We start from the raw sequence: 23,212 nt of genomic DNA on the forward strand, positions 1-23,212 counted from the left end.
TTTTTACCGACAGTCGGTCAGGCAGATGGTAAGTGGATGGCATGGTTGCCATTTTACAGTCTAGTATCCCGTACGACCCTAGCCAAACCCGTGCCTTGCCAGGCATTCAGCCCACCGATATGGCGGAATGGTTGCATCAGGACGATGCCTTCGCCGCGCAGATGGCGCACCGTGCAGCCCTGTTGAAAAACCAGCGGGACGATGTTCTGGCCCTGTGCCCCGAGGCGGAGCCAGCCGCGCAGGAGTTGTTACAGCTTGTTCTGCGTCAAACCTACCCAAAGGCGACGGACTGCGCGTTGCGCTTGGATGGCGTTCGTGTGCCGATTGATTTTGCAAACCCGTTGGATACGCTGTGCAATCTGGTGCAAGAGGATTTCTGCATCCTTCAGAAGCAGGGGAATGAGCATGTTCTGACCGGTGCGATCCTGTGCTTTCCGGCCAGTTGGCTCTTGCGTGAAAAGTTCATGCGGCCGTTGGTTGGAATTCATGTGCCCGTGGACAGCTATGATGACAATATCGCCCGTCGTGTACAGCGCCTATTTGACGGGATACAACCGGGGCGACCGCTCTGGCGGTTCAATGCCCTATGGTACGACGACCCCGAGCTGCACCAGCCCCGTAGTGCCAGCGATCGGCGTGAAATCCGCGGTCGTGGTCGCGCCCCATATTTGCGTAGCGAACGTCAGACCCTTCTGCGCCTGCCGGAAACGCGGGCAGTGGTGTTTTCGATCCATACCTATGTTTTGGCAGCAAACCAGATGCCAGAAATGGAAAACCCCGCCTGATGGCGGGGCCTCCAAGGAGGGTCTTCGGTAATAAGGTTACATGCCAAGCACGGTGGCGACATCGGCAAATGCATTGCTGGTGTTCAGCGCAACGATGGCAAAGGTAAAGACCAGAACCTGAGTGTTCAGGCGGAAATCCTCGCCCCGGATCAGGTTGACTGCGGCCATCGACACAGCAATCGGAGCCGACATGCTGGCGACGACACCAGTCAGGCACCAGCTACTCAGCCGTAGGGCGTCGCTGGGGCGGTCGGACGTGTCCTCTTGCGGATCAGGTGTCGCTTGCGCCACCGGGTCATCTTCGGTTCGAAAGGCGATGCTCAGCAATTGCTCATCGGTCAGTTGGATGGGGCGGGGGGCAGGTTTGGCAATCTCGGGCTCTTCGGGTTCCGGATAGTTCAACCCTGCAAACTGTCCGCTGACCGACTGAAAGATCTGTTTGCGATTTCTGGGTTTGGTCGGCGCGAGCGTGTCAAAGGCGCTCATGAACTGCTCGACTGTCAGAACCGTATGAGGCGACAGCCACTCCACCCGCTGGGATGAGCAGATGTCGACCATGCGATACAGGATAACCACCAGCATCAACTCCGAGATTTCGGAATCATCCAGCAAGGGGGACACTGGGGAGATGTTGATAACCAAACGGTTGCGAGGACGCGATGCAGACGGCCTGACCAGGGTCTTCAGGCCGGCAGCACGGTCCAGACGCTCATGCCGGTCGTCGGGCTGCAGCTCCTCGGTCTCGAGCGTCAAACGAACGAGATACTGGCTGCAGACGATGCTGGCCTCAGTGTTGCTCAGCAGGGCCTTGCGCTCAACGAGGTGGCCGTAATCTTCCAGAGTTGCGGCGACAATAGTTCCGAAACGCTCGACCGCGCCGTCGGTGTCGCCTGCAAACTGCAAGCCGCCATGATAGCTGTGCTTTTTGGTCACTGCGCATTCCTTTGTCGCAAACCGTCTTGGACATCATTCTAAAGCGCGATGTGGGGCAGAATTTGACGAAATTACAAAAAAATCGAAATTCAGATGGATTGACTACGCTTTGGAAACCAAGCGATTGAGGCTTTTTCCGTGCAACTATGGCGATATTGTGGCTGAACTGTGAGGGGTGCGCGGCGGGATCGCGGCCGGGCTATCCATCGATTCGGGCAGCCATTATCGCGATAGATTGCTGGTAGACCGAGGCTGCGTTCCACTGCTGGATAACCTTGAAATTTGGCTGCCCCGGCTGATAGCCGCGACCGGGTTTCCAGCCCTTCTTGCGCAGAAAATTGGCGGTTGAGGCCAGCGCATCCGTCATGTTGTAGAAGTCCACACGTCGGTCCCCCGTGGCATCGACACCATAGGTCAGCGCGTTGCCGGGCAGAAACTGCGTATGACCCAGTTCGCCATGTTTTGCCCCCTTTGTCGCCATGGTGATACTACCCTGATCGACCAGTTTTAGTGCCCCAATTGCATGGGGAATAAAGAACTCAGATCGGCGACAATCATACGCCAGAGTAGTTATTGCTGACACAACCTGACTGTCGCCCATAAAACCCCCAAAGCCGGTTTCCATACCGTGGATGGCGATCAGAACCCCGGCGGGAACTCCATATTGGCGTTCCAACGCGGCGTAGAATTCCGGGTTTCTGGCCTTCCGTTTGCGTCCCTGCGCAACAATGGTGTCGGCCCCGCGCACACGCATGAATTTATCCAGCGAGTATTTGAAGCTTTTCTGGTTTCGATCCGCGGCAATGGTTCCGGTCGCATATTGCGTCTGTGCAAGGGCTTGCAGGCCCTTCTTCTTCACCCCGGATTTCTTGGCCTGCTTGGCGAAATCGGCTTTCCAGGCCTCGAACCCGGCACTGGTGTTCCCACAGGGGGCCGCGAGACCAAGCGTAGGTGCAGATAGGGCGAGCGTCAGGGTTAGAATGCGCAACATCAGGTCAATTCCCTCATACAATCTGCATCAAGGCTAAACGCCAGTTCCTGCTTCGCAAAGGGTTTAATACAGGTCCAACTCGCCTGCTTGCTTGAGGTCTTCGAACCATTCATCCGGGGTTTTATCGATCTTGGCGTGTTTGACCATCATCGCGTTCATATTCGGCAGGACTGAGGAGTCAGGCCAGTTCTCCGGCTGCCAGAGGTTGGAGCGGATGACGCATTTGGGGCAGTGGGCAAAGGCGGTTTCGACATGGACCAACAGCGCCAGCTTCGGCGCTTTGCCTTTGATGGCCATGGTCCCCAAAAGCGTTTCATCAGCACAGATACGCGCCATACCGCGAAGGCGCAGCGTTTCCATCTTGCCGGGGACGAAGAAGATCACACTGACGCGTGGGTCTTTCAGAACGTTGTGAAAGGTATCGACGCGTTTGTTGCCGGGTCGGTCAGGGATAGCGAGCATTTTATCCGAGATCACATGCACGAAGCCTTCGGGATCGCCACGCGGCGAGATATCAAGATACCCGTCCGGGTTGGCTGATGCTATCAGGCAGAATGTGGACCTGTCGATGAAGTCCCGGCACATCTGATCCAGAGCCGACAGTTCCTTTGCGATGATCTGAGGCAATGGCGCGCCGGTGATGCGTTCCAGCTGTTCCGCCGAGGTCACATATTCGGTGAATTGCGCGAACGGGTCATCGGGTGACATGCGCTCTCTCCCAACCTGTTTTGACTGTCAGTTTGAAAGATCACGCCAAACGAAACAAGGGCGCCCGAATGGACGCCCTTGGAATGGTAGGTCTGCAACCGGCTTAGCAGCTGTAGTACATGCCGTATTCTACCGGGTGCGGTGTGTGCTCGTAGGTTTCGACCTCTTCCATCTTCAGTGCGATGTAGCCGTCGATCTGGTCTTTGGTGAACACGTCGCCCTGCAGCAGGAAGTCGTGATCGGATGCCAGAGCTTCCAGAGCCTCACGCAGCGAGCCGCAAACGGTCGGGATGTCGGCCAGTTCTTCAGCAGGCAGATCGTACAGGTTCTTGTCCATGGCTTCGCCCGGATCGATCTTGTTCTTGATGCCGTCCAGACCAGCCATAAGCAGTGCAGCAAACGCCAGGTAGGGGTTCGCAGCTGGGTCAGGGAAGCGAGCCTCGACGCGCTTGGCTTTCGGGCTTTCGGTCCACGGAATACGGACACAACCCGAACGGTTACGAGCCGAGTAGGCGCGCAGAACAGGTGCTTCGAAGCCCGGGATCAGACGCTTGTAGCTGTTGGTCGAAGGGTTGGTGAAGGCGTTCAGGGTTTTCGCGTGCTTCAAAACACCGCCAATGAAGTACAGTGCTTCGTCTGACAGGTCGGCGTATTTGTCGCCAGCGAACAGAGGCTTGCCGTCTTTCCAGATCGACATGTTCACGTGCATGCCGGTGCCGTTGTCACCAGCGATTGGCTTCGGCATGAAGGTGGCCGATTTGCCGTAGGCGTGTGCAACGTTGTGGATGACGTATTTGTACTTCTGCAGCTCGTCGGCTTGCTTAGTCAGGCTGTCAAAGATCAGGCCCAGCTCGTGCTGACAGGACGCAACCTCGTGGTGGTGCTTGTCCACTTTCATGCCCAGACGCTTCATGGTCGACAGCATTTCCGAGCGCAGGTCTTGCGCTTCGTCAACGGGGTTCACAGGGAAGTAACCGCCCTTGACGCCCGGACGATGGCCCATGTTGCCCATCTCGTACTCGGTGTCGGTGTTCCACGACGCGTCGGTTGCATCAACTTCGTAGGATACCTTGTTGATACTGTTCGAGAAACGGACGTCGTCGAACAGGAAGAATTCGGCTTCTGGGCCCATGTATGCTACATCACCGATGCCCGAGGATTTCAGGTAAGCTTCAGCTTTCTGAGCGGTGCCGCGCGGGTCACGCTCATAGGCTTCGCCGGTGTCGGGCTCAACAATCGAGCAGTGCAAGCAGATGGTCTTTTCCGCATAGAACGGGTCGACATAGGCGCTTTCGGTGTCGGGCATCAGTTTCATGTCCGACGCTTCGATCGACTTCCAGCCCGCAATGGACGAACCGTCGAACATGAAGCCTTCTTCCAGGAAGTCTTCATCTACCTGGTCGGCCATGATGGTCACGTGCTGAAGCTTGCCGCGCGGGTCGGTGAACCGGATGTCGACGTACTCTGCGCCTTCTTCCTTGATCAGCTGAAGAACTGCGTCCTTGCTCATTCTCTTGATTCCTCTGAGTTGAAGATGGGTGTGTTAAAGGGCTTCCGAACCGGTCTCGCCGGTACGGATGCGAATGGCTTGCTCGACAGGCGAGACAAAGATCTTGCCGTCACCGATCTTGTCGGTTTTTGCGGCCGAGACGATGGCTTCGATCGCGGCGTCAACCTGATCGTCGTCCAATACGACCTCAACTTTTACTTTGGGCAGAAAGTCGACGACATATTCCGCGCCGCGATACAGCTCGGTGTGACCCTTCTGGCGGCCAAAGCCTTTGACTTCGATCACGCTGAGACCCTGGACACCAACGTCCTGCAGTGCCTCTTTCACTTCGTCCAGTTTGAACGGCTTGATGATCGCTTCGATCTTTTTCATTCCGGCTCACCTTGCATGGTTGTCTGAGGTGCAGTGATCACGTCTAAAGGGATGCAGCAATCCGATTGCGCGCTTCGGCGTGATCTGGTGCATTGAAAAAAGGCGCATGGTCAAATTTTGATCGGTTTGCACAAAAAGTAATCGAAATTGAATCGCGTGAGGATTTGAGATGGTTGATTTGCTGACGGCTGCGCAGATGGGTGCGCTGGAACGGGCGGCCATCGACTCGGGCGAGGTGACCGGGCTGGAGCTGATGGAGCGCGCGGGTCAGGGCGTTGTGGACGCGATCTTCAAGGAATGGCCAGAGCTGAGGGATCGAGGGGCCAGCCCCTCGAGCTCCCCGGGATATTTTAGGCCAGATGAAGGGGATCCCTTGCGAGCCATGGTGCTGTGCGGGCCTGGGAACAATGGGGGCGACGGGTTTGTGGTCGCGCGGCTGCTTCGACAACGGGGGTGGGCGGTTGAGGTGGTCTTGTTTGGCGACCCGTCAAAACTGCCTGAGGACGCGCGGACGAACTATGAGCGGTGGGGTGGACCAACACGCGCGGCGGCGGATTTGGGGGGCGAGGATTTGCACCACCCGGATGTGTCGATTGATGCGCTGTTTGGGACAGGGTTGGCGCGGCCAATCGACGATGCTGCGCTTTGGGAACGCCTTTGGTCGCATGATGATGCAGCAGATGCCTGGGCTTTGCGGCGACAGGGGCGCGGTACAGAAATCGTGCCGCCGCGGACGGTTGCGATTGATCTGCCCTCGGGGCTTTGTTCAGACTCAGGAATGGTTTTGGGGGGTGCGTTTCCGGCACATGGCCGGCGCTGTGCCCGCTCGGCCCTGACGGTCACGTTTCATTCGCGCAAACTTGGGCATGTGCTGGAGGATGGGGCGTCCTATTGCGGGAAGCTGGTCGTCAAGGATATCGGGCTTAAGGGTGAGCCGAGCGCGCCCGAGGTGGTGACGGCGGTTCAGCAGCCGTCTGGCGAGGAGTTAGGGAAGGGAGCGCCAGGCCACAAATACGCGCATGGGCATGCTTTGATTCTGACGGGTGGGTTTGGAAAAACCGGAGCCGCGCGACTTTCGGGACGGGGGGCGTTACGGATTGGGGCAGGTTTGGTGACACTGGGTGTGCCGCCCTCAGCGCAGGTGGAGGTGGCCTCTCAGATCACGGCCCTGATGGTGAAGCGGGTCGAAGGGGGCGATGACCTGCGCGACATTCTGACGGATCATCGACTTAACGCTGTGTGTCTTGGTCCTGGAATGGGTGTTGAGCGGGCGGCGGATCTGGTACCTGTTGCCCTCGCGGCGAAGCGCGCGACGGTGTTGGACGCGGACGCGCTAACGGCATTTTCCGAAGACCCTTCGGCCTTGTTCGCTCAGCTACATGTGGCGTGTGTTCTGACGCCTCACGGCGGCGAGTTTGCGCGGCTGTTTCCTGATATTGCCGAGAAGCTCTCCGCCCCACCGACCCGTGGTCCTGCCTTTTCTAAGGTGGATGCAACGCGTGAGGCTGCAAAGCGTGCGGGCTGTGTGGTGCTGTTCAAAGGGCCAGATACAGTGATCGCCGCCCCGGACGGGCGGTGTTCGGTTCATTCGGCGCAGTATGAGCGCGCGGCCCCTTGGCTGGCGACGGCCGGGTCCGGGGATGTGTTAGCCGGTTTCATCACCGGATTATTGGCTCGGGGGTTCGACGCGATGGGCGCGGCGGAGACGGCGGCGTGGCTTCACGTGGAATGCGCGCGCCAGTTCGGTCCCGGATTAATCGCTGAAGATCTGCCTGAGGCCTTGCCTGATGTTTTTAAGTGTATGAATATGTAAGTGCGTCTTGCGCGACCGGGATGCGAAAATCACATCTGATCGCGCGTTCGTTACAGGAATTTCCCTGTGCGCATAGCGGCTATTTGCTGCGCTCATGAGAAGCTGTCAGATTTTTCTTGGGGGCAGCCCGTTGTTTTTGCGGGAAGGCAGTTAGATGATTGAATTAAAACAACTTATCTTGATTGCGCCAAGGTATTCTGTTGCGGATTCGTCACCTTCTTTCAGCGTAGGGCGCGCCCCATTGGAACGGCTCGGTGTGGTGAGCATGTGAGCAAGACCTAATAATAAACCCTTTCAAGGTGAGTGACATGACCCTTAACCTGAAAACCTCGTCTGTTGCCGCGATTTTGGCGGCGACCACGGCCATTCCGGCGGCGGCTGAGCTGAAATACGAAAACAATAGCGGCGGATATGTAGAGCTCTACGGACAGTTCAACCCCGCGCTGATCTCAGTTGACGACGGACAAGACACCGAGACACGTTTGCTGGACAACGACCTGTCCAACAGCCGTGTCGGCTTGCGCCTTATGCAGCCTTACGGTGACAACGAGTTTACGTTTCGGCTCGAAACCGGACTAGGACTGCCAAACTCGAGCGAATGGAACCAGCTGGGTACGGATTTCAGCGGTTGGACGCGGGAAGATATCCGTCACGTGGATTTCGCGCTGAAGGGCGGCTACGGCAAGTTCTCGGCGGGGCAGGGCAGCATGGCTTCGGACGGGGCGGCTGAGACGGACTTGTCTTATGTTGGAACGGCGCTCTATTCGTTCACCAACGATGAAAACTCGGGCTTCTTCTATCGCGGAACCGATGGGGTACTCAGCGACATTACGGTCGGTGACTCCAGCAGCAACTTTGACGGTGGCCGCCGGACGCGCGTACGCTACGATACGCCTGACTTCAACGGGTTCAGTGCAGCTATCGCCTATGGTGAAAACGCGCTCTCCAGCAGCGACGATGACACGTATTACGACTTTGCGATCGCGTACAACAACACCTTTGCCGGTGGCGTCGAGTTTGCTGCCAGCGTGGCCTATGCCGTGCGAGATTTCGACAATGTATCGGGTGAGCGCAAGGATACCATAGGGTCTGCCTCGGTTCTGCTGCCCAGCGGGTTCAGCTTTACCGCTGCTGCAGGGTCGCGGGACGACACCGCAAGTGGCGCATCGGACCCAAGCTTCTGGTATGCAAAAATTGCCTACGAGGGCGACTGGGTGGCCTGGGGTAAAACCGGTGTGGGCATCGACTACTACGATGGCTCAGACTTCAACAACGATGGTTCGGACACCAAAGCGTGGGGTATCGCTGTCGTGCAGCGGATCGACTCGATCAACACGGATGCCTACCTGAAATATCGCAACCACGATTTCGAAGATGGGACGTCGTTCGACAAGAACGAAGCTTGGGTCTTGGGCGCGCGCTGGCAGTTCTGATCAGCGATAGATGTTTCAAAAAACGCTCCGGTTCCAGCTGGGGCGTTTTTTTGCTGTTGAATAGGGTAAAACCGGGGTGATCCGGGCATTGCCCCCTTGCACGTGGACGGCTGGGCAAATAGAAGGCGTCAAATTTGCCCGGCGCGCCGTTTTGCGCGCCCCGAATCCTATGGGGACTACCATAATGCAGGTTACCGAGACGCTGAACGAAGGTCTGAAACGCGGCTACAACATCGTTGTGACCGCAGCCGAGCTGGACGACAAGGTCAACGAGAAACTGACCGAAGCGCAGCCCGAGGTCGAAATGAAGGGTTTCCGCAAAGGCAAAGTGCCGATGGCGCTGCTGAAAAAGCAGTTTGGCCAGCGTCTGCTGGGCGAAGCCATGCAGGAAACCATCGACGGTGCAATGAACAAGCACTTTGAAGACAGCGGCGACCGCCCTGCGCTGCAGCCCGAGGTCAAGATGACCAACGAGGACTGGAAAGAAGGCGACGATGTCGAGGTCGCGATGTCCTACGAGGCGCTGCCGGAAATCCCGGAAGTTGACCTGAAATCGGTTGAGCTGGAAAAGCTGGTTGTCAAAGCAGACGACGCAGCCGTCGAAGAAGCGCTGAACAACCTGGCCGAAACCGCGCAGGACTTCAAAGCGCGTCGTAAGGGTTCGAAAGCCAAAGACGGCGACCAGATCGTGTTCGACTTTGTTGGCAAGGTTGACGGTGAAGAATTCGAAGGTGGCTCGGCCGAGGACTACCCGCTGGTTCTGGGCTCCAACAGCTTCATCCCAGGTTTCGAAGAGCAACTGGTTGGCGTGAAAGCTGAAGAAGAAAAAGACGTCAACGTGACCTTCCCCGAGGAATACGGCGCCGAGCATCTGGCCGGTAAAGACGCTGTCTTCACCTGTACCATCAAAGAAGTGAAAGAGCCGGTTGCAGCCGAGATCAACGACGAGCTGGCAACCAAATTCGGTGCCGAGGATCTGGAAGCTTTGAAGGGCCAGATCTCCGAGCGTCTGGAAGCCGAATATGCCGGTGCCGCACGCGCTGTCATGAAGCGTGGTCTGCTCGACGCGCTGGACACCAAAGTGTCGTTCGACCTGCCTCCGTCGCTGGTTGAAGCCGAAGCCAAGCAAATCGCACACCAGCTGTTCCACGAGGAAAACCCGGATGTGGAAGGTCACGACCACGGCGAGATCGAGCCTTCGGATGAGCACAACAAACTGGCCGAACGCCGCGTGCGTCTGGGCCTGCTGCTGGCAGAGCTGGGTCAGAAGGCCGAGGTAGAAGTTACCGATGCTGAGATGACTCAGGCGATCATGAACCAGGCGCGTCAGTACCCGGGGCAAGAGCGTCAGTTCTTTGAGTTCGTTCAGCAGAACGCACAGATGCAGCAGCAGCTGCGCGCGCCTATCTTCGAAGACAAGGTCGTCGACTACGTGTTCGAACTGGCTCAGGTATCTGACAAAGAAGTCAGCAAGGACGACCTGCAAAAAGCCGTTGAGGCATTGGAAGAGGAATAATCCTTTTCCCCCCTTTCGGGGCACCAAAAAAGAAGCGGAGCCGCCTGATCAGGGCGACTCCGCTAGGGTGGCTTTGTACTATGAGGTGAGGGGGTCAGGCCTCATGAGCAAAAGCACGGGGGGTATGTAGCAGAGCAGTCTTCTGCTCTGGCGTGAAGGTGTTGGAGAGCGTCTCGATGAGCCTCAGAACATCTTGCCGTTCGGCCTCATTCCGCGCTGCGTTCATCTGCTCCACAAAGTACTTCTCAAGCTCTGTGAGCGGCTTGTGGTCGCGATTTGCAGGGTTCTGTTCAACCTGCTTCTTGCTGTTGAACAGCTCGAGCGCCTTGTCTTCCTCCAGGAAGACATCGGTTTTGATGCCTGCAAAGTCCCGAATGGCGTCGATACGTTCATCGGTGCAATCCAGAAGGGCGGCAAGGGCCGAGACTTTGCCCATCGGCACGGTTTTACCCACATAGTCATAGGGCGCACAGTTCGACCGTTTCAGCACCCGATCCATGATCGGGTCAATTACGGTGATGATGTCCTGAATACCGGCGTTCTTCGCATATTCCAGCGAACCGATCATCAGCTCACAGGTTGCGTAAGAGACCGAGTTCTTGTCTTTGCCGCGGTTCAGCCTTTGGGTGTCGACGCAGAAGCGGGTAGATTCCCACATGGTCGCGCTACGGATCGGAGGTTCGCCGTCAAGGATGGCCGAGAATACGTCCGACAACATATGCGGTCCGGTGGTCTGCAGGGCACGCACGGCTGCGACGACATTCCCCCCGTCGTCGAGTCCGATTACGTATGCAGGATCCAGATGATCGAATTCATCGATTTCTTTGCCGTCTTCGATTTTGACGTCCCAGCCCAAGCGCTCGCCGAATACGCGCGCGCGCAGTTCAAACATTTCGTCAAGAACGTCGCTGAATTGGTGTCTGTTCAGCCCATCTACTACGATGATCATGGTTTCCCCCTTCGAGTGGTTGTTCGGTAAACCGATCGTTACTCGTTTGAAGGGAGATTTCTATTGGGGGTTTCCCGTATTTTGGCCGAATTGTGTGATTTTTGTGTTTATCCCGGGGTGATAAGCCCGATCGCGATCGCCCGCCCAACGGCCTGAGGCGTCGTCAAAGCGCTGAGTTTTTCGCGGCTGGAGCGCAGATGAACCTCAACCGTGCGGTGCGAGATCGACAGAATGTCGCCGATATCCTGCTGAGATTTCCCTGCCGCGACCCATTGCAGGATCTCGGCCTCGCGGGTCGAGAGGTTCGGGTGATAAAGCGCACCTGTCAGCTCATCCGAGGTCACCACGTTGTCATGGATATGCACGGCCATGGACTGCAGATCGCTGATCACATGGGTATACAGCTTACGCCATTCTTCCTTGGAGCAATCCCGCGTCGCGCTCAGGAACCCGATATCCCCGTATGGGCCGCGAACCGGTATCGTAACGCCTTGATTGGACAAGCCAAAATCATGTGCATCGCGGAATACGCGTTGGAAGTCGGGGCTGCGTTCCAGGCGGCTCCAATCAACGGGGGCGATGCTGCGTTTTGCCATGTGAAGTGTCGGGTCAATCATGACCAGACCCTGTTTCTGGTAATGCTCGTTCCAGGCATCATCATAGGTCACAAAGCCAGCAACTTTGCCCGCAGCGGGGTTCATCCCAGCGTAGGCGGCGTGATCCATATCGTGTTTTTCGCACACTTGCTTCAGAAACTCGGTGTACCGAGTTTCCGAGTCCGGCAGAGTGCTCAGATCAACGATCTCCATCTTTCGCCTACGACCTGCGGCTTATCTTGAAGTCCAGTGGTGTGGCCGGACTTGCAATTTACCTAGAGTGGAACCCAACTTACCTCACGGCAATCAGGACATCACATAATTCAAAACATGACAAGTCAATGCAGGAAATGTCTAAGCTTTTGGCGTGTTGTTTCAGGCTATAGAGCATTTTTGTCACTATTTTGCCCAAACTGCTAACAGCGCACAGGGCCTAGGGTGCGGGTCGTAGCCCTGTTTCGACAAGCATGCCGCGCGCCTTTGCTTCGGGGTAAAACCCTTTGGCGTAAAGGAAAATCGCGCGTTGTTGATCTCCGTCCGCCAGCAGCCAGGCGCCGCGCAGGTATTTTCCGGCGAACTCCAGATTGGTGTCTGCGTCCAGTAAGCCTTGCGCGTTGCCGCTGTATCCCATCGAACGGGCCGTTGCTGGCAGGATCTGCAAAAGCCCGTAATACGGCCGATTTACAGCCCATGGCCGATGCGTGCTTTCGCGGATCGCAAGTTTGTGGACCAGCTCTCGGGGGAGTTCGTAGTGATCGGCCCATTTGTTGATCGACGCCCTCAGTTCGGGCGTTTCGTTGGGGTAAAGCGGCGGATCAAAGGGATCAGGGTCACCGCGTGAAACCTCGGAACCGCTGCATGCGGCGAGGGTAGCCATTGCAAGGAAAGCAATGATGCTGCGACGAGAAAATAGGGCCATCAAACTACTCCGAACTTCAGGCGGCGATCATATGGATCGCGGGTCTTGTCGCAACCTTAGCTTTGAAATTTGGCTGAATTTTGCTGGTTCCGATACGAAAAAGGGCCGCGCGAATGGCGCAGCCCTTAAAAATTTTGCTTCAGCCAGATCAGGCTTTGGCTTCGTCTTCGTCAGCCGGAGCAGCCTCGGGAGCCAGATCTTCGTCATCCGACGCGGCCGAGCCGATGTCGTCGAACAGTTCGGCGATCTCGAATTCAGCAGCGGCTTCTTCTTCAGCAGCCAGTTCCTGAATCGATTTGCCCGATGCCTGCAGTTCGGCTTCTTCTTCCGAACGAGCAACGTTCATCTTGATCTCGACTTCAACCTCGGGGTGCAGGCGAACTGCAACCGCGTGCAGGCCCAGTTCTTTGATCGGAGCGACCAGAACAACCTGTTTCTTGTCAACGGTGAAGCCTGCTTCGGTCGCAGCGTCTGCGGCGTCACGAGGCGTGACCGAACCGTACAGAGCGCCAGCATCCGATGCCGAGCGAATCACGATGAACTGCTGACCGTCCAGCTTTTCAGCCAGCGCTTCAGCTTCTTTCTTGGTTTCCAGGTTGCGCGCTTCCAGCTGTGCTTTCTGGGCTTCGAACGACGCGATGTTGGCGTTCGAAGCGCTCAGGGCTTTGCCTTGCGGCAACAGGAAGTTGCGAGCGTAGCCGGGCTTAACGTCAACGACGTCGCCCATTTGACCCAGTTTCGCAACGCGTTCCAGAAGGATAACTTGCATGTCAGTCTCTCCTTACTTCACAGCGTAGGGCAGCAGGGCGAGGAAGCGGGCGCGCTTGATAGCACGGGCCAGTTCACGCTGCTTTTTCGCCGAAACGGCGGTGATGCGCGAAGGTACGATCTTGCCACGCTCAGAGATGTAGCGCTGCAGCAGACGGGTGTCTTTGTAGTCGATTTTCGGCGCGTTCTCACCCGAGAACGGGCAGACCTTGCGGCGGCGGAAAAATGGTTTTGCGGCCATGGTTTATGTCCTTTCGTCAGGCGTTGATCAGCGGCGCTCGCGGCGGCCTTCGCGCTCATCGCGCTTCTGCATCTGGACCGAGGGGCCCTCGGCATGCTCGTCGACCTTGATGGTCAGAACGCGCATAACGTCGTCATGCAGGCGCATCAGGCGTTCCATTTCCTGAACCGCACCCGAGGGGGCATCGGTTTTCAGGAAGGCGTAGTGGCCTTTGCGGTTCTTGTTGATCTTGTAAGCCATCGTCTTGACGCCCCAGTACTCGCTTTCGACGACGTTGCCGCCGTTGTCAGCCAGAACGGTGCCGAAATGTTCGACAAGGCTTTCTGCCTGCGCGTTGGACAGATCCTGACGCGCGATCATTACATGCTCATACAGTGGCATGTGCACTCCTGTTTATATCAAGGCGCATTTCAAAGGCGGGGCCATCTGGTCCTTCGCGACCCTGCCACGAGAGGCTGCGCGATTCATATCTCCTGCGAAGGATGGCTTCGTATACACGTTTGAGCGGGCGGGGCAAGCCCTGCCACATATGCCTCTGTGAAGTCGCCCAATTTCCACTGCTGCGCCCAATTCCTGACGCTTTTCGCCCCGAAGTTGATAAGCAACCCGGAAATAACCGGATAGCACAGACTTACGACGGTAACCTTAATAAGGGTATGGATGTTATGACCGCGATTCAGACAAATGCGCTCGACAATAAAGCGACGGGTACGAGCTTTGAGCATTCCGTTCCGGTCATGATCACGTTCAAAGCGAACTGGCAAGCACGGCTGGTTCTGGCGCGCGCCGTCGGAGCCTTCCTGATCGTTTCCGCCTTTTCGATGTGGCTGATGCCCGGTTCGATGTTGGGAGCCGAGGTTTGGCCGATCAAAATGGTGGCCTCGATGGTGTTTTTGATCGTTGGCGTAAGCCTGTTGACGATCGAAGTGATGGACAGCCGCCCGGATGCCTATTTTGATCCGATCCGCCGCGAGGTACGCGTGCTGCAGAAGAATGAAAACGGACGCCCTCAGACCGTTCTGCGTCGCAGCTATGACAGCCTGGGTGGTGCAAAGTTCGAGGATGACGAGGTGCAGTTGTTCGATGTTGACGGCAGCCTGCTGATGAAACTGCCACTGCAATCGGCGGATGTCAGCCGAGCACTGAAAGGGCAACTCAGCCAAAGTGTAACAATTTTCGCCTGAGATTTATTCTGTTCAACCAAGCACAGAAATTGTGAATCAAAAAGACTTGTGTGCTGCCCTTGGGCAGCACATTTTTGTTTCCGAGCAAACGCACTATGTTTGCGTATAGTCCACAAACCCGGAGACAGTCATGAAATCCACCCTCCTTGCTGCCGCGCTTGCCCTCACGGCAACCACTGCTTTCGCCAGCGCCGAAAAATACGTTCTGGACTCTAGCCATAGCCAGGTGCTTTTCAGCTACGATCACCTTGGTTTCTCGACCACTTACGGCATGTTCTCGGGCTTTGAAGGCGAGATCATGTTCGATCAGGAAGATCCTGCCGCGTCGAGCGTTTCGGTCTCCATGCCGGTTCTAGAGATGTTCACAGGCTGGAAGCCGCGTGAAGATCACTTCATGACCGAGGATTTCTTTGGCGCCGCCGAAGGGGACCTGATTACGTTCACCTCGACCTCGATCGAAGTGACCGGCGAAAACACCGCAAACATCACCGGTGACCTGACTATGAACGGCGTTACCAAATCGGTCGTTCTGGATGCCAAGTTGAACAAGGCTGACAACCACCCGATGGCAAACAAGCCTTGGGCTGGCTTCGACGCCACGACGACGCTGGTGCGCAGCGAGTTCGACCTGGGTCAGTTCGCGCCCTTCGTGAGCGATGAAGTTCAGGTGCAGATCTCTGTCGAGGCTCAGAAAGCCGAGTAAATCTGTGCTGATCCTTTGGATCACAACCGCCGGGGGCCAAAACCCCCGGCGGTTTCTTTTTTATTCAGAACGTTTCGCCGTCAGGTCAACGGAGACCGTAACGTTGAAGCCCAGAGACTCCTCGGTCGGTTGGGATGTGCCGACATCGAACGCCATGCGGTTCAGTTCTAATGTGCCGGACATGCTTGCCGTGTCGTCCTCGAGTAGCAGGGAGAAGGGCAGTATGACGTCCACCGATTTGTCTCGGATGGTCAGGGGGCCTCGGGCCTCGTAGCCTGTATCTGTCTTGAACAGGTCAGCTTTGAACTGGGCCGTTGGGAATTGCGCGCTGTCGAAGAAATCAGCGCCCATGGCTTGGTCCGTGACTGTCCCGAGGCTGAGCGACGCGATGGCGATGGTCACATCCACCGATCCCGCAGGGCCCGGTTGGGCGGGTTCTTCAAACGCGATTGCCGCCGTCCATTCGTTGAAACTGCCGGTGACGGGGCTGCCCAACTGCGAGATGGTGATCGACAGGGTGCCTTCTTCGACGTTCCAGTCGGATTGCACATCGCCAAGCTCGGCGGCGTCCACGGCGCCTTTTGCGTGATCCTCGAACACTCCGATGGACCAGCCACCGACCAGAACGGCGCCCCAGATGGCCAGGGCTGCAAATGCAGGTACGGGTGAGTGGTGTTGCGTTGGAGGCTCGGGCGCGTCAGTTCGTCCCGGCAGCATCCGCCGCAGGGTGCTGTCCTTGTCCACGACATGATGTTTCAGCGCGCCCGCGATGTGCAGCGCCAGCGACCCGGCAAGAACCCAGATGAACAGCCAATGCAGGTTTGCCGTCAACTCGGACAAATAGAGGGATTTGGGCACGAAGGGCAGGTTTTGGCCGAAGGGCCACCAGATGGGCGCAAAGCCTTCGGTCGCGGCGTGGTGTATCCAGCCGGTCAGGGGCACCAGAACAAGCGATGCGTAGAGCATCCAGTGAACGGTCTCAGCTGCGAAGGCCTCGGGCTTGTTGTCGGCATTAAGCAGGCCGGGTTTGGTTTGGGTCAGCGCCCAAAGGATACGCGCCAGAGCCACGAAGAACACGGTGACCCCTATCGTTTTGTGAAGGGAGAACAGTGTTGCGGCCCGCGCGATATCGGATTCGCTGGTCGGGATGTTCGGGTCGTAGATGGCATGCGCCAAATCATTGGCAAACCAGCCCAAAGGCAGGGCGGTCAGGATCAGCAGGGCGGTCAACCAGTGGAAAGTCTTGGTCACGCTGCCATAGGTGGAAAAGGTATTGGTCGAGGGCATCTCTCGCACGCTCCGGATTCGATTGGCTGTCTTGAACCTAAAGCCAGAAGGATTCGGCACAAGCCTGACCCGCGCACAGATATGGTGCCCGAATGCAGAGCGCAGGCCCTACTTGTGCCGCGTCCTCACACGGTTTACACCCCGCCGCAACCTAACGTCATCCAAGAGGTTGCAATGACACGCGCGTTCGTTTTCCCAGGGCAGGGTGCCCAGACCATCGGCATGGGCAAGGCTCTGGCCGAGGCATACCCGGCAGCTCAGGCCATCTTTGAAGAGGTGGACGACGCGCTTGGCGAAAAGCTGAGCCAGCTGATCTGGGAAGGCGACATTGCCGATCTGACCCTTACGCAGAACGCGCAACCGGCGCTGATGGCGACCTCGATGGCGGCGATGCGCGCGCTTGAGGCCGAAGGCGTTTCGGTCACCGATGCTGCCTTTGTGGCCGGGCATTCATTGGGTGAGTATTCCGCGCTGGCTGCGGCTGGTGCGTTGACGGTGGCTGATACAGCTCGCCTGTTGCGGACCCGTGGGCAAGCCATGCAAAGCGCCGTTCCGGTGGGCGAAGGTGCGATGGCCGCGATCTTGGGGCTGGATCTCGATGCCGTGCGCGCCGTTGCCGAAGAAGCCGCGCAGGGTGAGGTTTGCCAGGCGGCCAACGACAACGACCCGACCCAGGTTGTGGTGTCCGGCGCGAAGGCTGCTGTGGAACGTGCGGCTGAGATTGCCAAGGAAAAGGGCGCAAAGCGCGCAGTTATGTTGCCCGTCAGCGCTCCGTTTCATTGCGCGCTGATGCAGCCCGCGGCGGATGCTATGGCCGAGGCCCTGGCCGCAGTTGAGATCAAGGCGCCAGCTGTTCCTCTGATCGCCAATGTGCGGGCCGAGGCGGTCAAAGACCCGGATTTGATCCGTCAATTGCTGGTCGAGCAGGTCACAGGCTCGGTCCGGTGGCGGGAAAGCGTGCAATACATGGCAGCGCAGGGTGTCACCGAGACATGGGAAATTGGCGCGGGCAAGGCTCTGTCTGGTATGATCCGCAAGATTGACCGGGCAATTGCGGGCAAGGCCGTCGGCACGCCCGAGGATGTTCAGAAGGCCGTACAGGCCGAATCGTAAGCATAGAACGCGCCCTTCGGGGCGCCTCACGAGGGAAATAGAATGTTTGATTTGACAGGTAAGAACGCGCTGATCACTGGTGCTTCGGGTGGTATCGGAGGCGATATCGCACGGGCCCTGCACAGCGCGGGTGCCTCGGTCGGTCTGTCCGGCACGCGGGTCGAGCCGCTGCAGAAACTGGCCGACGAACTGGGCGAACGCGCCCATGTGCTGCCGTGCAACCTGAGCGATTCTGAGGCCGTCGAGGCCCTGCCGAAACAGGCAGCTGAAGCAATGGGCTCGGTCGATATCCTAGTCAACAACGCGGGTATCACACGTGACAACCTGTTCATGCGTATGTCCGACGAGGAATGGCAGAGCGTGATCGACGTCAACATGACCTCGACCATGAAGCTGTGCAAAGGCGTGATCCGCGGCATGATGAAGGCGCGCTGGGGTCGGATCGTGAATGTCTCATCAGTGGTTGCGGCGATCGGCAATCCGGGGCAGGCGAACTACGCGGCCTCCAAGGCGGGGATGATCGGGTTCTCGAAAGCGCTGGCGCATGAGGTCGCAACGCGTGGGATTACGGTGAACGCAGTGGCCCCTGGCTTTATCACGACGGCGATGACGGAAAAGCTGACGGACGAGCAGAAAAAAGGTTTGTTGCTGAAAGTTCCGGCTGGTCGAATGGGTGACCCTGAGGAAATCGCGGCCGCTGTTCTTTACCTGTCCAGCCCCGAGGCCGGATACGTGACCGGAACAACCTTGCATGTGAACGGCGGCATGGCCATGTTGTGACCGCCACCAAGGCGGTGCGAAAGCGTTTGCCTTGCGCGTCGACTATGCTATAGGCGGCGCATCCATGCTGGGGCCGGTCGTTTTGGTCGGCCCTCGACTTTCCCGGACAGCCGGGAGCCAAACCGCCCGGAACGGGCAAAACAAGTCCATCCCGAGCGGGCAAGGGCAGAACCGGGCGGATCGCCCTGAAGAAAGAATGAGGAATAGACATGAGCGACGTCGCAGATCGCGTGAAGAAGATCGTTGTTGAACACCTGGGTGTTGAAGAAGACAAAGTAGCGGAAAACGCTTCGTTCATCGACGACCTGGGCGCAGACAGCCTGGACACCGTTGAACTGGTCATGGCCTTCGAAGAAGAGTTCGGCATCGAGATTCCCGATGACGCAGCCGAGACCATCCAGACCTTTGGCGACGCCGTCAAATTCATCAGCGAAGCGTCCTAAGCGTATCGTACTGATAGAAAAGCGGCGCTTCCGGGCAACGGAGGCGCCGCTTTTTTGTGCCCGCGTTAAATTCAGGGTTGCACGAGGCGATTTCGATTCGCACTGTTTCCACTGAGGCACAATTCAAGGTGGGCAGGACATGATAAGATCCACCCCGATGATAAATACGGCGCGTCTGACACTCTGTGCGATGCGCCCTGAGGATTTTGAACGGTTCGCCGAGATATGGCGCGACCCGTGTGTAACGCGCCATATCGGTGGCAACCCGCGGTCGCGCGGTGAGGCCTGGGACTCGTTTCTGCGTAATGCAGGGCATTGGCAGATGGCCGGGTTCGGGCAATGGGGTGTGCTGCAGCAATCGAATCGCAAGCTGATTGGGCAGGCCGGGTTCTTCTATGGAAACCGTGCGATGGGCGAGGATTTCGACATCTATCCCGAAGCCGGTTGGGTTCTGGCGCCCGAAGCACAGGGCCTTGGTCTGGGATATGAAGCCGCGCAGGCCGCCCATGATTGGTTTGATCGGATCATGCCGGGCCGATTGGTGGCGATGGTGAACGCAGCCAACGCCTCGTCACAGAAGCTTGCGAAAAAGCTGGGCTATGTCGTGATGCGAGAGGCCGAGTATAACGGCACCCCTGTCCATCTTCTGCGTCGCAATGGTCCTCCGGCACGGGCGTAATACCGCCAATACTCCGCAATGCCGCAAACAGTGCAAACAATGCCGATCCTGGTCGCAGCAGGCTCGGATGTGAGCGTGTATGTTACAATGAGACTTTAGGGCGCTTGGGCGGAGGAGAAAGCTCATGAGAATCTACCCCACAATGGAACTTCAGAACGGTCGCTGTGTCACCTTGGACAAAGGGCGCCTTGAGGATGCGATGATCTGGCACGTGAACCCGGTCGAAACCGCGCGGGGTTGGGCCGAGGCCGGGGCCGAGTGGATGCATCTGACAGACTTCGATGCCGTAGAAGGCCGCGACACCAACCATGAACTGGTGGAAGAGATCATTCGGTCGGCCGAGATCCCCGTGCAATTGGCCGGTGGTATGCGTAACCGCGAGCAGGTCGAATACTGGATCGACAAGGGCGCAGGCCGCGTTGTCATCGGGACGCTTGCGGCGCGGGACCCTAACCTGGTAAAAGAGCTTGCGAAGCTCTACCCGGATCAGATCGTTCTTGCGGTCGATGTCTGGCAGGGTTTTGTCATGACCGACGGCTGGCGTAGCCAAAGCGCGTTCACTCCCGAGGCGTTCATTGACGCCTTCGACGGTACGCCTTTCGCAGCCATCGTCGTGACGGATATCGACAGTGACATGGAAGACGTCGAAGCGCAGCTGGGCCTGATCTCCGGTGTGGCACAGCATTCGCGGACGCCAGTCATTGCCAGCGGCGTGGTGCGTACGGCAGACGATATCTCGCGTCTGTCCTACATCCCGAACATTGCAGGCGCGATTGTCGGCAGAGCGTTGTTCCGAAAAACAGTCGATCTGTCCGACGCTCTGGGTGTAGCAGCTGGCGCGCATGAGCCAGTGGCGCAGTTCCAGTAACGGAACCGAAAATGAAACTCTCTCTCGCCCTGCGATGTCAGCAGGGCGAGGGGGATTTGCAGGCGCAGGTTCGCCCAAAATCAAGCTGAAACCGCAAGATGCAGACGGGGAATGGAGCGTGGCCCTTGCCCCCGCACCCCGGGCCGGGGTATGAGCGGTTCGCATAACAGTAAGCAGGCAAGAGGCACTTCATGCGCAGAGTCGTCGTAACCGGTCTGGGGTTGGTCACTCCTTTGGCCAGCGGAGTCGAGGAAACCTGGTCGCGTCTGCTGGACGGAGAGTCCGGCGCAGGGCCAATCACACATTTCGATGCCGAGGCAAGCGGGGTCACTACGACCTATGCCTGCGAGGTGCCGCGTGGGGACGGAACAAACGGAACGTTCAACCCCGATGACTGGATGCCTCCGAAAGAACAACGCAAGATCGAAGACTTTATCCTGTACTCGATCGCCGCAGCGGAGATGGCGTGCAAGGATGCAGGCTGGACCCCTGAGGGTGAGGAAGATCGCCTGCGCACTGGCGTTCTGATCGGCTCTGGCATTGGTGGGCTGGGCTCGATTGCGGATACAGCAAATCTGATCCGTGACAAAGGCCCGCGCCGTGTGTCGCCCTTCTTCATTCCCGGCGCGCTGATCAACCTGGCGTCCGGTCAGGTGTCGATCCGGTTTGGGTTCAAGGGACCGAACCACTCGGTCGTGACAGCATGTTCGACAGGTGCCCATGCGATTGGGGACGCCAGCCGCATCATCCGCGCGGGCGACGCCGATGTCATGGTGGCCGGTGGCGGCGAGGGCTGCATCTGCGAGATCGGCATCGCAGGTTTCAACGCCTGTAAGGCGCTTTCGACCAAATATGCAGACGATCCGAAGAAAGCCAGCCGCCCCTACGACGTTGACCGCGATGGTTTTGTCATGGGTGAAGGCGCAGGCATCGTCATTCTGGAAGAATATGAACACGCCAAGGCGCGTGGCGCGAAGATTTATGCCGAGGTTCTGGGCTACGGCATGTCGGGCGACGCTTATCACATCACCGCACCGTCGGAAGATGGCGACGGGGCCGAGCGTTCGATGAAAGCCGCGCTACGCAGCGCTGGGCTGGAGCCGAAAGATCTGGACTATATCAACGCGCATGGCACCTCGACCATGGCGGATACAATCGAATTGGGTGCTGTTGAGCGTCTGTTGGGTGACCATGCAGCGAATGCCACCATGACTTCGACCAAGTCTGCCACCGGCCACTTGCTGGGGGCTGCGGGCGCGATTGAGGCGATCTTTTCAATCCTTGCGATCCGCGATCAGGTGGCTCCTCCGACTATCAACCTCGACAATCCAGCGGTTGAAACGCCGATTGATCTGGCTCCGAACGAAAAGCGCAAGCGTGAGATCAATGTGGCCCTGTCGAACTCGTTCGGGTTCGGAGGCACCAATGCCAGCGTGATCTTCGGAAAGGCCAGTTAAATGTGGCGGGCCATTGCATCGAACGCGCTGACCATCCTGGTGGTCGGCCTGTTTCTGGTGGGCGGTCTGATCCTTTGGGGTCAGACCCAGTATCAGTCGGAAGGCCCGCTGGAAACCGCGATCTGCCTGCGGGTGGAAAGCGGTTCGAACATGACGCGGGTCAGCCGCGAGCTTGAGGATCAGGGCGCGATCACCAACGCCACGATCTTTCGCATGGCCGCCGACTACACCGACCGGGCGCAGCAGTTGAAAGCAGGCAGCTTTTTGGTGCGTGAAGGCGCGTCGATGGAGCAGATCATCTACGAGATCACCAGCAGTGGCGCGAGCACCTGCGGCTCGGAGATCGAATATCGCATCGGCGTGACCCGCGCCCAGACACGCGTGCGCGAATTAAACCCAGCCACGCTGGAATTCGACGAAATCGCCGAGTTTGACATGGCCGAGGAAGAAACCCCGGCGGCCTATCAGGCGAAGCGCCAAGAGGCAGACACACGCTATCGTGTTTCACTCGCAGAAGGCGTGACCTCATGGCAGGTGGTTGAGGCATTGAAGAGTTTTGAAGCGCTGAGCGGTGAGATTTCCGAAATCCCCGCAGAAGGCTCGCTTGCGCCAGACAGCTACGATGTCGCTGCCGGTCAGGACCGCAACGACATCCTGAAAGCGATGCAGGACAAACAACAGCTTCGGATCAATGCTGCCTGGGAAAACCGCCAAGAGGGTTTGCCGCTGGAAAGCCCTGAGGAAATGCTGATCCTTGCCTCGATCATCGAAAAAGAAACGGGTGTTCCCGGAGAGCGGGGCCAGGTCGCCAGCGTCTTTGTGAACCGTCTGAATCAAGGCATGCGCCTGCAGACCGACCCTACGGTTATCTACGGCGTCACCAAAGGGCAGGGAACGTTGGGACGCGGTTTGCGCCGCAGCGAGCTGAACCGGCCAACGCCCTGGAATACCTATCAAATCGACGGGCTGCCACCGACCCCGATCGCCAACCCCGGTCTGGCGAGCCTCGAAGCAGCTGTCGCGCCCGACAACACGAACTTTGTGTTCTTTGTTGCGGATGGTACCGGAGGCCACGCTTTCGCCGAGACGTTGCAGGAACATAACCGCAATGTCGCGAAATGGCGCGAGATTGAGGCCGAACGAAACTCGGGCAACTAAGCCAAA

General features: G+C 57.9%; 25 protein-coding genes. 13 read left to right on the top strand and 12 right to left on the bottom strand.

The genetic code is table 11. The features are described 5' to 3' along the window. Positions 1 to 41 precede the first annotated feature (41 nt). Positions 42 to 785 (top strand): heme-dependent oxidative N-demethylase family protein, encoded by a 744-nt coding sequence (locus tag ACR0NO_RS12520; RefSeq protein ID WP_480724170.1) that lies wholly within the window; start codon positions 42 to 44, stop codon positions 783 to 785. 36 nt (positions 786 to 821) lie between these two features. On the opposite strand, the gene ACR0NO_RS12525 is transcribed toward ACR0NO_RS12520, so the two are convergent. From ACR0NO_RS12525 to ACR0NO_RS12545, 5 genes are all read right to left on the bottom strand, one after another. After that, positions 822 to 1,718: a hypothetical protein gene (locus ACR0NO_RS12525; RefSeq protein ID WP_480724171.1), complete on the bottom strand. Its 897-nt coding sequence runs from the start codon at positions 1,716 to 1,718 to the stop codon at positions 822 to 824. Positions 1,719 to 1,917: 199 nt separating this feature from the next. Further along, the gene (locus ACR0NO_RS12530; RefSeq protein ID WP_170553052.1) at positions 1,918 to 2,709 is read right to left on the bottom strand and encodes a lytic murein transglycosylase; all 792 of its coding nucleotides are present in this window, start codon (positions 2,707 to 2,709) and stop codon (positions 1,918 to 1,920) included. A 63-nt stretch (positions 2,710 to 2,772) separates the two neighbouring features. After that, complete coding sequence (locus ACR0NO_RS12535) at positions 2,773 to 3,417, bottom strand: MSMEG_1061 family FMN-dependent PPOX-type flavoprotein (protein ID WP_480724172.1); 645 nt, start codon at positions 3,415 to 3,417, stop codon at positions 2,773 to 2,775. Positions 3,418 to 3,520: 103 nt separating this feature from the next. After that, positions 3,521 to 4,927, bottom strand: a complete 1,407-nt coding sequence (gene glnA, locus ACR0NO_RS12540; RefSeq protein ID WP_170374049.1) for a type I glutamate--ammonia ligase — start codon at positions 4,925 to 4,927, stop codon at positions 3,521 to 3,523. 33 nt (positions 4,928 to 4,960) lie between these two features. Continuing rightward, positions 4,961 to 5,299 (bottom strand): P-II family nitrogen regulator, encoded by a 339-nt coding sequence (locus ACR0NO_RS12545; protein WP_170325301.1) that lies wholly within the window; start codon positions 5,297 to 5,299, stop codon positions 4,961 to 4,963. 169 nt (positions 5,300 to 5,468) lie between these two features. Here ACR0NO_RS12545 and ACR0NO_RS12550 point away from each other — a divergent pair, with 169 nt between their 5' ends. The 3 genes from ACR0NO_RS12550 to tig all read left to right on the top strand — a co-directional run bounded on the left by ACR0NO_RS12550 (position 5,469) and on the right by tig (position 10,061). After that, positions 5,469 to 7,112, top strand: coding sequence for an NAD(P)H-hydrate dehydratase (locus ACR0NO_RS12550; RefSeq protein ID WP_480724173.1), 1,644 nt, complete (start codon positions 5,469 to 5,471; stop codon positions 7,110 to 7,112). A 308-nt stretch (positions 7,113 to 7,420) separates the two neighbouring features. Next, positions 7,421 to 8,545, top strand: a complete 1,125-nt coding sequence (locus ACR0NO_RS12555; RefSeq protein ID WP_480564029.1) for a porin — start codon at positions 7,421 to 7,423, stop codon at positions 8,543 to 8,545. Between the two features lie 184 nt (positions 8,546 to 8,729). Beyond that, on the top strand, positions 8,730 to 10,061 hold the full coding sequence (tig, locus tag ACR0NO_RS12560) for a trigger factor (protein WP_170660300.1): 1,332 nt from the start codon (positions 8,730 to 8,732) through the stop codon (positions 10,059 to 10,061). Between the two features lie 94 nt (positions 10,062 to 10,155). Here the strand turns inward: tig and ACR0NO_RS12565 are convergent, their stop codons facing one another. The 6 genes from ACR0NO_RS12565 to rpsF form a co-directional block, all read right to left on the bottom strand. Beyond that, entirely contained in the window at positions 10,156 to 11,010 is an 855-nt protein-coding gene (locus tag ACR0NO_RS12565) for an acyl-homoserine-lactone synthase (RefSeq protein ID WP_170374045.1), read from the bottom strand. Between the two features lie 107 nt (positions 11,011 to 11,117). Next, positions 11,118 to 11,819, bottom strand: coding sequence for an autoinducer binding domain-containing protein (locus ACR0NO_RS12570; RefSeq protein WP_170374044.1), 702 nt, complete (start codon positions 11,817 to 11,819; stop codon positions 11,118 to 11,120). A 220-nt stretch (positions 11,820 to 12,039) separates the two neighbouring features. Next, entirely contained in the window at positions 12,040 to 12,525 is a 486-nt protein-coding gene (locus tag ACR0NO_RS12575) for a transglycosylase SLT domain-containing protein (protein WP_480724174.1), read from the bottom strand. 148 nt (positions 12,526 to 12,673) lie between these two features. Next, positions 12,674 to 13,294 (bottom strand): 50S ribosomal protein L9, encoded by a 621-nt coding sequence (gene rplI, locus ACR0NO_RS12580; RefSeq protein WP_480724175.1) that lies wholly within the window; start codon positions 13,292 to 13,294, stop codon positions 12,674 to 12,676. Positions 13,295 to 13,306: 12 nt separating this feature from the next. Beyond that, positions 13,307 to 13,534 (bottom strand): 30S ribosomal protein S18, encoded by a 228-nt coding sequence (gene rpsR, locus ACR0NO_RS12585; protein ID WP_005608650.1) that lies wholly within the window; start codon positions 13,532 to 13,534, stop codon positions 13,307 to 13,309. Positions 13,535 to 13,561: 27 nt separating this feature from the next. Beyond that, the gene (gene rpsF / locus ACR0NO_RS12590) at positions 13,562 to 13,915 is read right to left on the bottom strand and encodes a 30S ribosomal protein S6 (protein WP_068332653.1); all 354 of its coding nucleotides are present in this window, start codon (positions 13,913 to 13,915) and stop codon (positions 13,562 to 13,564) included. 284 nt (positions 13,916 to 14,199) lie between these two features. Here rpsF and ACR0NO_RS12595 point away from each other — a divergent pair, with 284 nt between their 5' ends. Continuing rightward, positions 14,200 to 14,718: a hypothetical protein gene (locus ACR0NO_RS12595; protein ID WP_480724176.1), complete on the top strand. Its 519-nt coding sequence runs from the start codon at positions 14,200 to 14,202 to the stop codon at positions 14,716 to 14,718. A gap of 130 nt (positions 14,719 to 14,848) precedes the next feature. Further along, a complete protein-coding gene (locus ACR0NO_RS12600) occupies positions 14,849 to 15,421 on the top strand; it encodes a YceI family protein (protein ID WP_170374040.1) in 573 nt (190 codons plus the stop codon). A gap of 60 nt (positions 15,422 to 15,481) precedes the next feature. Here ACR0NO_RS12600 and ACR0NO_RS12605 read toward each other — a convergent pair whose 3' ends face one another. After that, positions 15,482 to 16,708, bottom strand: a complete 1,227-nt coding sequence (locus ACR0NO_RS12605; protein ID WP_480523288.1) for a cytochrome b/b6 domain-containing protein — start codon at positions 16,706 to 16,708, stop codon at positions 15,482 to 15,484. Between the two features lie 174 nt (positions 16,709 to 16,882). Between ACR0NO_RS12605 and fabD the strand changes: the two genes are divergently transcribed. The 7 genes from fabD to mltG all read left to right on the top strand — a co-directional run bounded on the left by fabD (position 16,883) and on the right by mltG (position 23,206). After that, positions 16,883 to 17,821: an ACP S-malonyltransferase gene (gene fabD / locus ACR0NO_RS12610; protein WP_480724177.1), complete on the top strand. Its 939-nt coding sequence runs from the start codon at positions 16,883 to 16,885 to the stop codon at positions 17,819 to 17,821. A 42-nt stretch (positions 17,822 to 17,863) separates the two neighbouring features. After that, positions 17,864 to 18,601 carry a 3-oxoacyl-[acyl-carrier-protein] reductase gene (gene fabG / locus ACR0NO_RS12615; RefSeq protein ID WP_480724178.1) on the top strand — a complete coding sequence of 246 codons (738 nt, stop codon included), beginning with the start codon at positions 17,864 to 17,866 and terminating at the stop codon, positions 18,599 to 18,601. A gap of 209 nt (positions 18,602 to 18,810) precedes the next feature. Then, positions 18,811 to 19,044, top strand: coding sequence for an acyl carrier protein (locus ACR0NO_RS12620; protein WP_008756330.1), 234 nt, complete (start codon positions 18,811 to 18,813; stop codon positions 19,042 to 19,044). A gap of 139 nt (positions 19,045 to 19,183) precedes the next feature. Further along, entirely contained in the window at positions 19,184 to 19,723 is a 540-nt protein-coding gene (locus ACR0NO_RS12625) for a GNAT family N-acetyltransferase (RefSeq protein WP_480724179.1), read from the top strand. A gap of 124 nt (positions 19,724 to 19,847) precedes the next feature. Continuing rightward, positions 19,848 to 20,591 (top strand): 1-(5-phosphoribosyl)-5-[(5-phosphoribosylamino)methylideneamino]imidazole-4-carboxamide isomerase, encoded by a 744-nt coding sequence (locus ACR0NO_RS12630; RefSeq protein ID WP_170639577.1) that lies wholly within the window; start codon positions 19,848 to 19,850, stop codon positions 20,589 to 20,591. A gap of 191 nt (positions 20,592 to 20,782) precedes the next feature. Next, positions 20,783 to 22,048: a beta-ketoacyl-ACP synthase II gene (fabF, locus tag ACR0NO_RS12635; protein WP_480724180.1), complete on the top strand. Its 1,266-nt coding sequence runs from the start codon at positions 20,783 to 20,785 to the stop codon at positions 22,046 to 22,048. Further along, a complete protein-coding gene (gene mltG, locus ACR0NO_RS12640; RefSeq protein WP_480724181.1) occupies positions 22,049 to 23,206 on the top strand; it encodes an endolytic transglycosylase MltG in 1,158 nt (385 codons plus the stop codon). The last annotated feature ends 6 nt before the right edge of the window (positions 23,207 to 23,212 follow it).

The organism is Ruegeria sp. CL3, from assembly GCF_056536505.1.

Bases quoted from the DNA above. Each gene is read 5' to 3' on its own strand.
- fabD (WP_480724177.1), top strand. From the start codon at position 16,883: ATGACACGCGCGTTCGTTTTCCCAGGGCAGGGTGCCCAGACCATCGGC.
- fabG (WP_480724178.1), top strand. From the start codon at position 17,864: ATGTTTGATTTGACAGGTAAGAACGCGCTGATCACTGGTGCTTCGGGT.
- ACR0NO_RS12520 (WP_480724170.1), top strand. From the start codon at position 42: ATGGTTGCCATTTTACAGTCTAGTATCCCGTACGACCCTAGCCAAACC.
- fabF (WP_480724180.1), top strand. From the start codon at position 20,783: ATGCGCAGAGTCGTCGTAACCGGTCTGGGGTTGGTCACTCCTTTGGCC.
- ACR0NO_RS12605 (WP_480523288.1), bottom strand. From the start codon at position 16,708: ATGCCCTCGACCAATACCTTTTCCACCTATGGCAGCGTGACCAAGACT.
- ACR0NO_RS12620 (WP_008756330.1), top strand. From the start codon at position 18,811: ATGAGCGACGTCGCAGATCGCGTGAAGAAGATCGTTGTTGAACACCTG.
- ACR0NO_RS12600 (WP_170374040.1), top strand. From the start codon at position 14,849: ATGAAATCCACCCTCCTTGCTGCCGCGCTTGCCCTCACGGCAACCACT.
- ACR0NO_RS12575 (WP_480724174.1), bottom strand. From the start codon at position 12,525: ATGGCCCTATTTTCTCGTCGCAGCATCATTGCTTTCCTTGCAATGGCT.
- rpsR (WP_005608650.1), bottom strand. From the start codon at position 13,534: ATGGCCGCAAAACCATTTTTCCGCCGCCGCAAGGTCTGCCCGTTCTCG.
- ACR0NO_RS12565 (WP_170374045.1), bottom strand. From the start codon at position 11,010: ATGATCATCGTAGTAGATGGGCTGAACAGACACCAATTCAGCGACGTT.
- ACR0NO_RS12555 (WP_480564029.1), top strand. From the start codon at position 7,421: ATGACCCTTAACCTGAAAACCTCGTCTGTTGCCGCGATTTTGGCGGCG.
- rpsF (WP_068332653.1), bottom strand. From the start codon at position 13,915: ATGCCACTGTATGAGCATGTAATGATCGCGCGTCAGGATCTGTCCAAC.
- rplI (WP_480724175.1), bottom strand. From the start codon at position 13,294: ATGCAAGTTATCCTTCTGGAACGCGTTGCGAAACTGGGTCAAATGGGC.
- tig (WP_170660300.1), top strand. From the start codon at position 8,730: ATGCAGGTTACCGAGACGCTGAACGAAGGTCTGAAACGCGGCTACAAC.
- ACR0NO_RS12530 (WP_170553052.1), bottom strand. From the start codon at position 2,709: ATGTTGCGCATTCTAACCCTGACGCTCGCCCTATCTGCACCTACGCTT.
- ACR0NO_RS12630 (WP_170639577.1), top strand. From the start codon at position 19,848: ATGAGAATCTACCCCACAATGGAACTTCAGAACGGTCGCTGTGTCACC.
- ACR0NO_RS12550 (WP_480724173.1), top strand. From the start codon at position 5,469: ATGGTTGATTTGCTGACGGCTGCGCAGATGGGTGCGCTGGAACGGGCG.
- ACR0NO_RS12535 (WP_480724172.1), bottom strand. From the start codon at position 3,417: ATGTCACCCGATGACCCGTTCGCGCAATTCACCGAATATGTGACCTCG.
- ACR0NO_RS12625 (WP_480724179.1), top strand. From the start codon at position 19,184: ATGATAAGATCCACCCCGATGATAAATACGGCGCGTCTGACACTCTGT.
- ACR0NO_RS12545 (WP_170325301.1), bottom strand. From the start codon at position 5,299: ATGAAAAAGATCGAAGCGATCATCAAGCCGTTCAAACTGGACGAAGTG.
- glnA (WP_170374049.1), bottom strand. From the start codon at position 4,927: ATGAGCAAGGACGCAGTTCTTCAGCTGATCAAGGAAGAAGGCGCAGAG.
- ACR0NO_RS12570 (WP_170374044.1), bottom strand. From the start codon at position 11,819: ATGGAGATCGTTGATCTGAGCACTCTGCCGGACTCGGAAACTCGGTAC.
- ACR0NO_RS12595 (WP_480724176.1), top strand. From the start codon at position 14,200: ATGACCGCGATTCAGACAAATGCGCTCGACAATAAAGCGACGGGTACG.
- mltG (WP_480724181.1), top strand. From the start codon at position 22,049: ATGTGGCGGGCCATTGCATCGAACGCGCTGACCATCCTGGTGGTCGGC.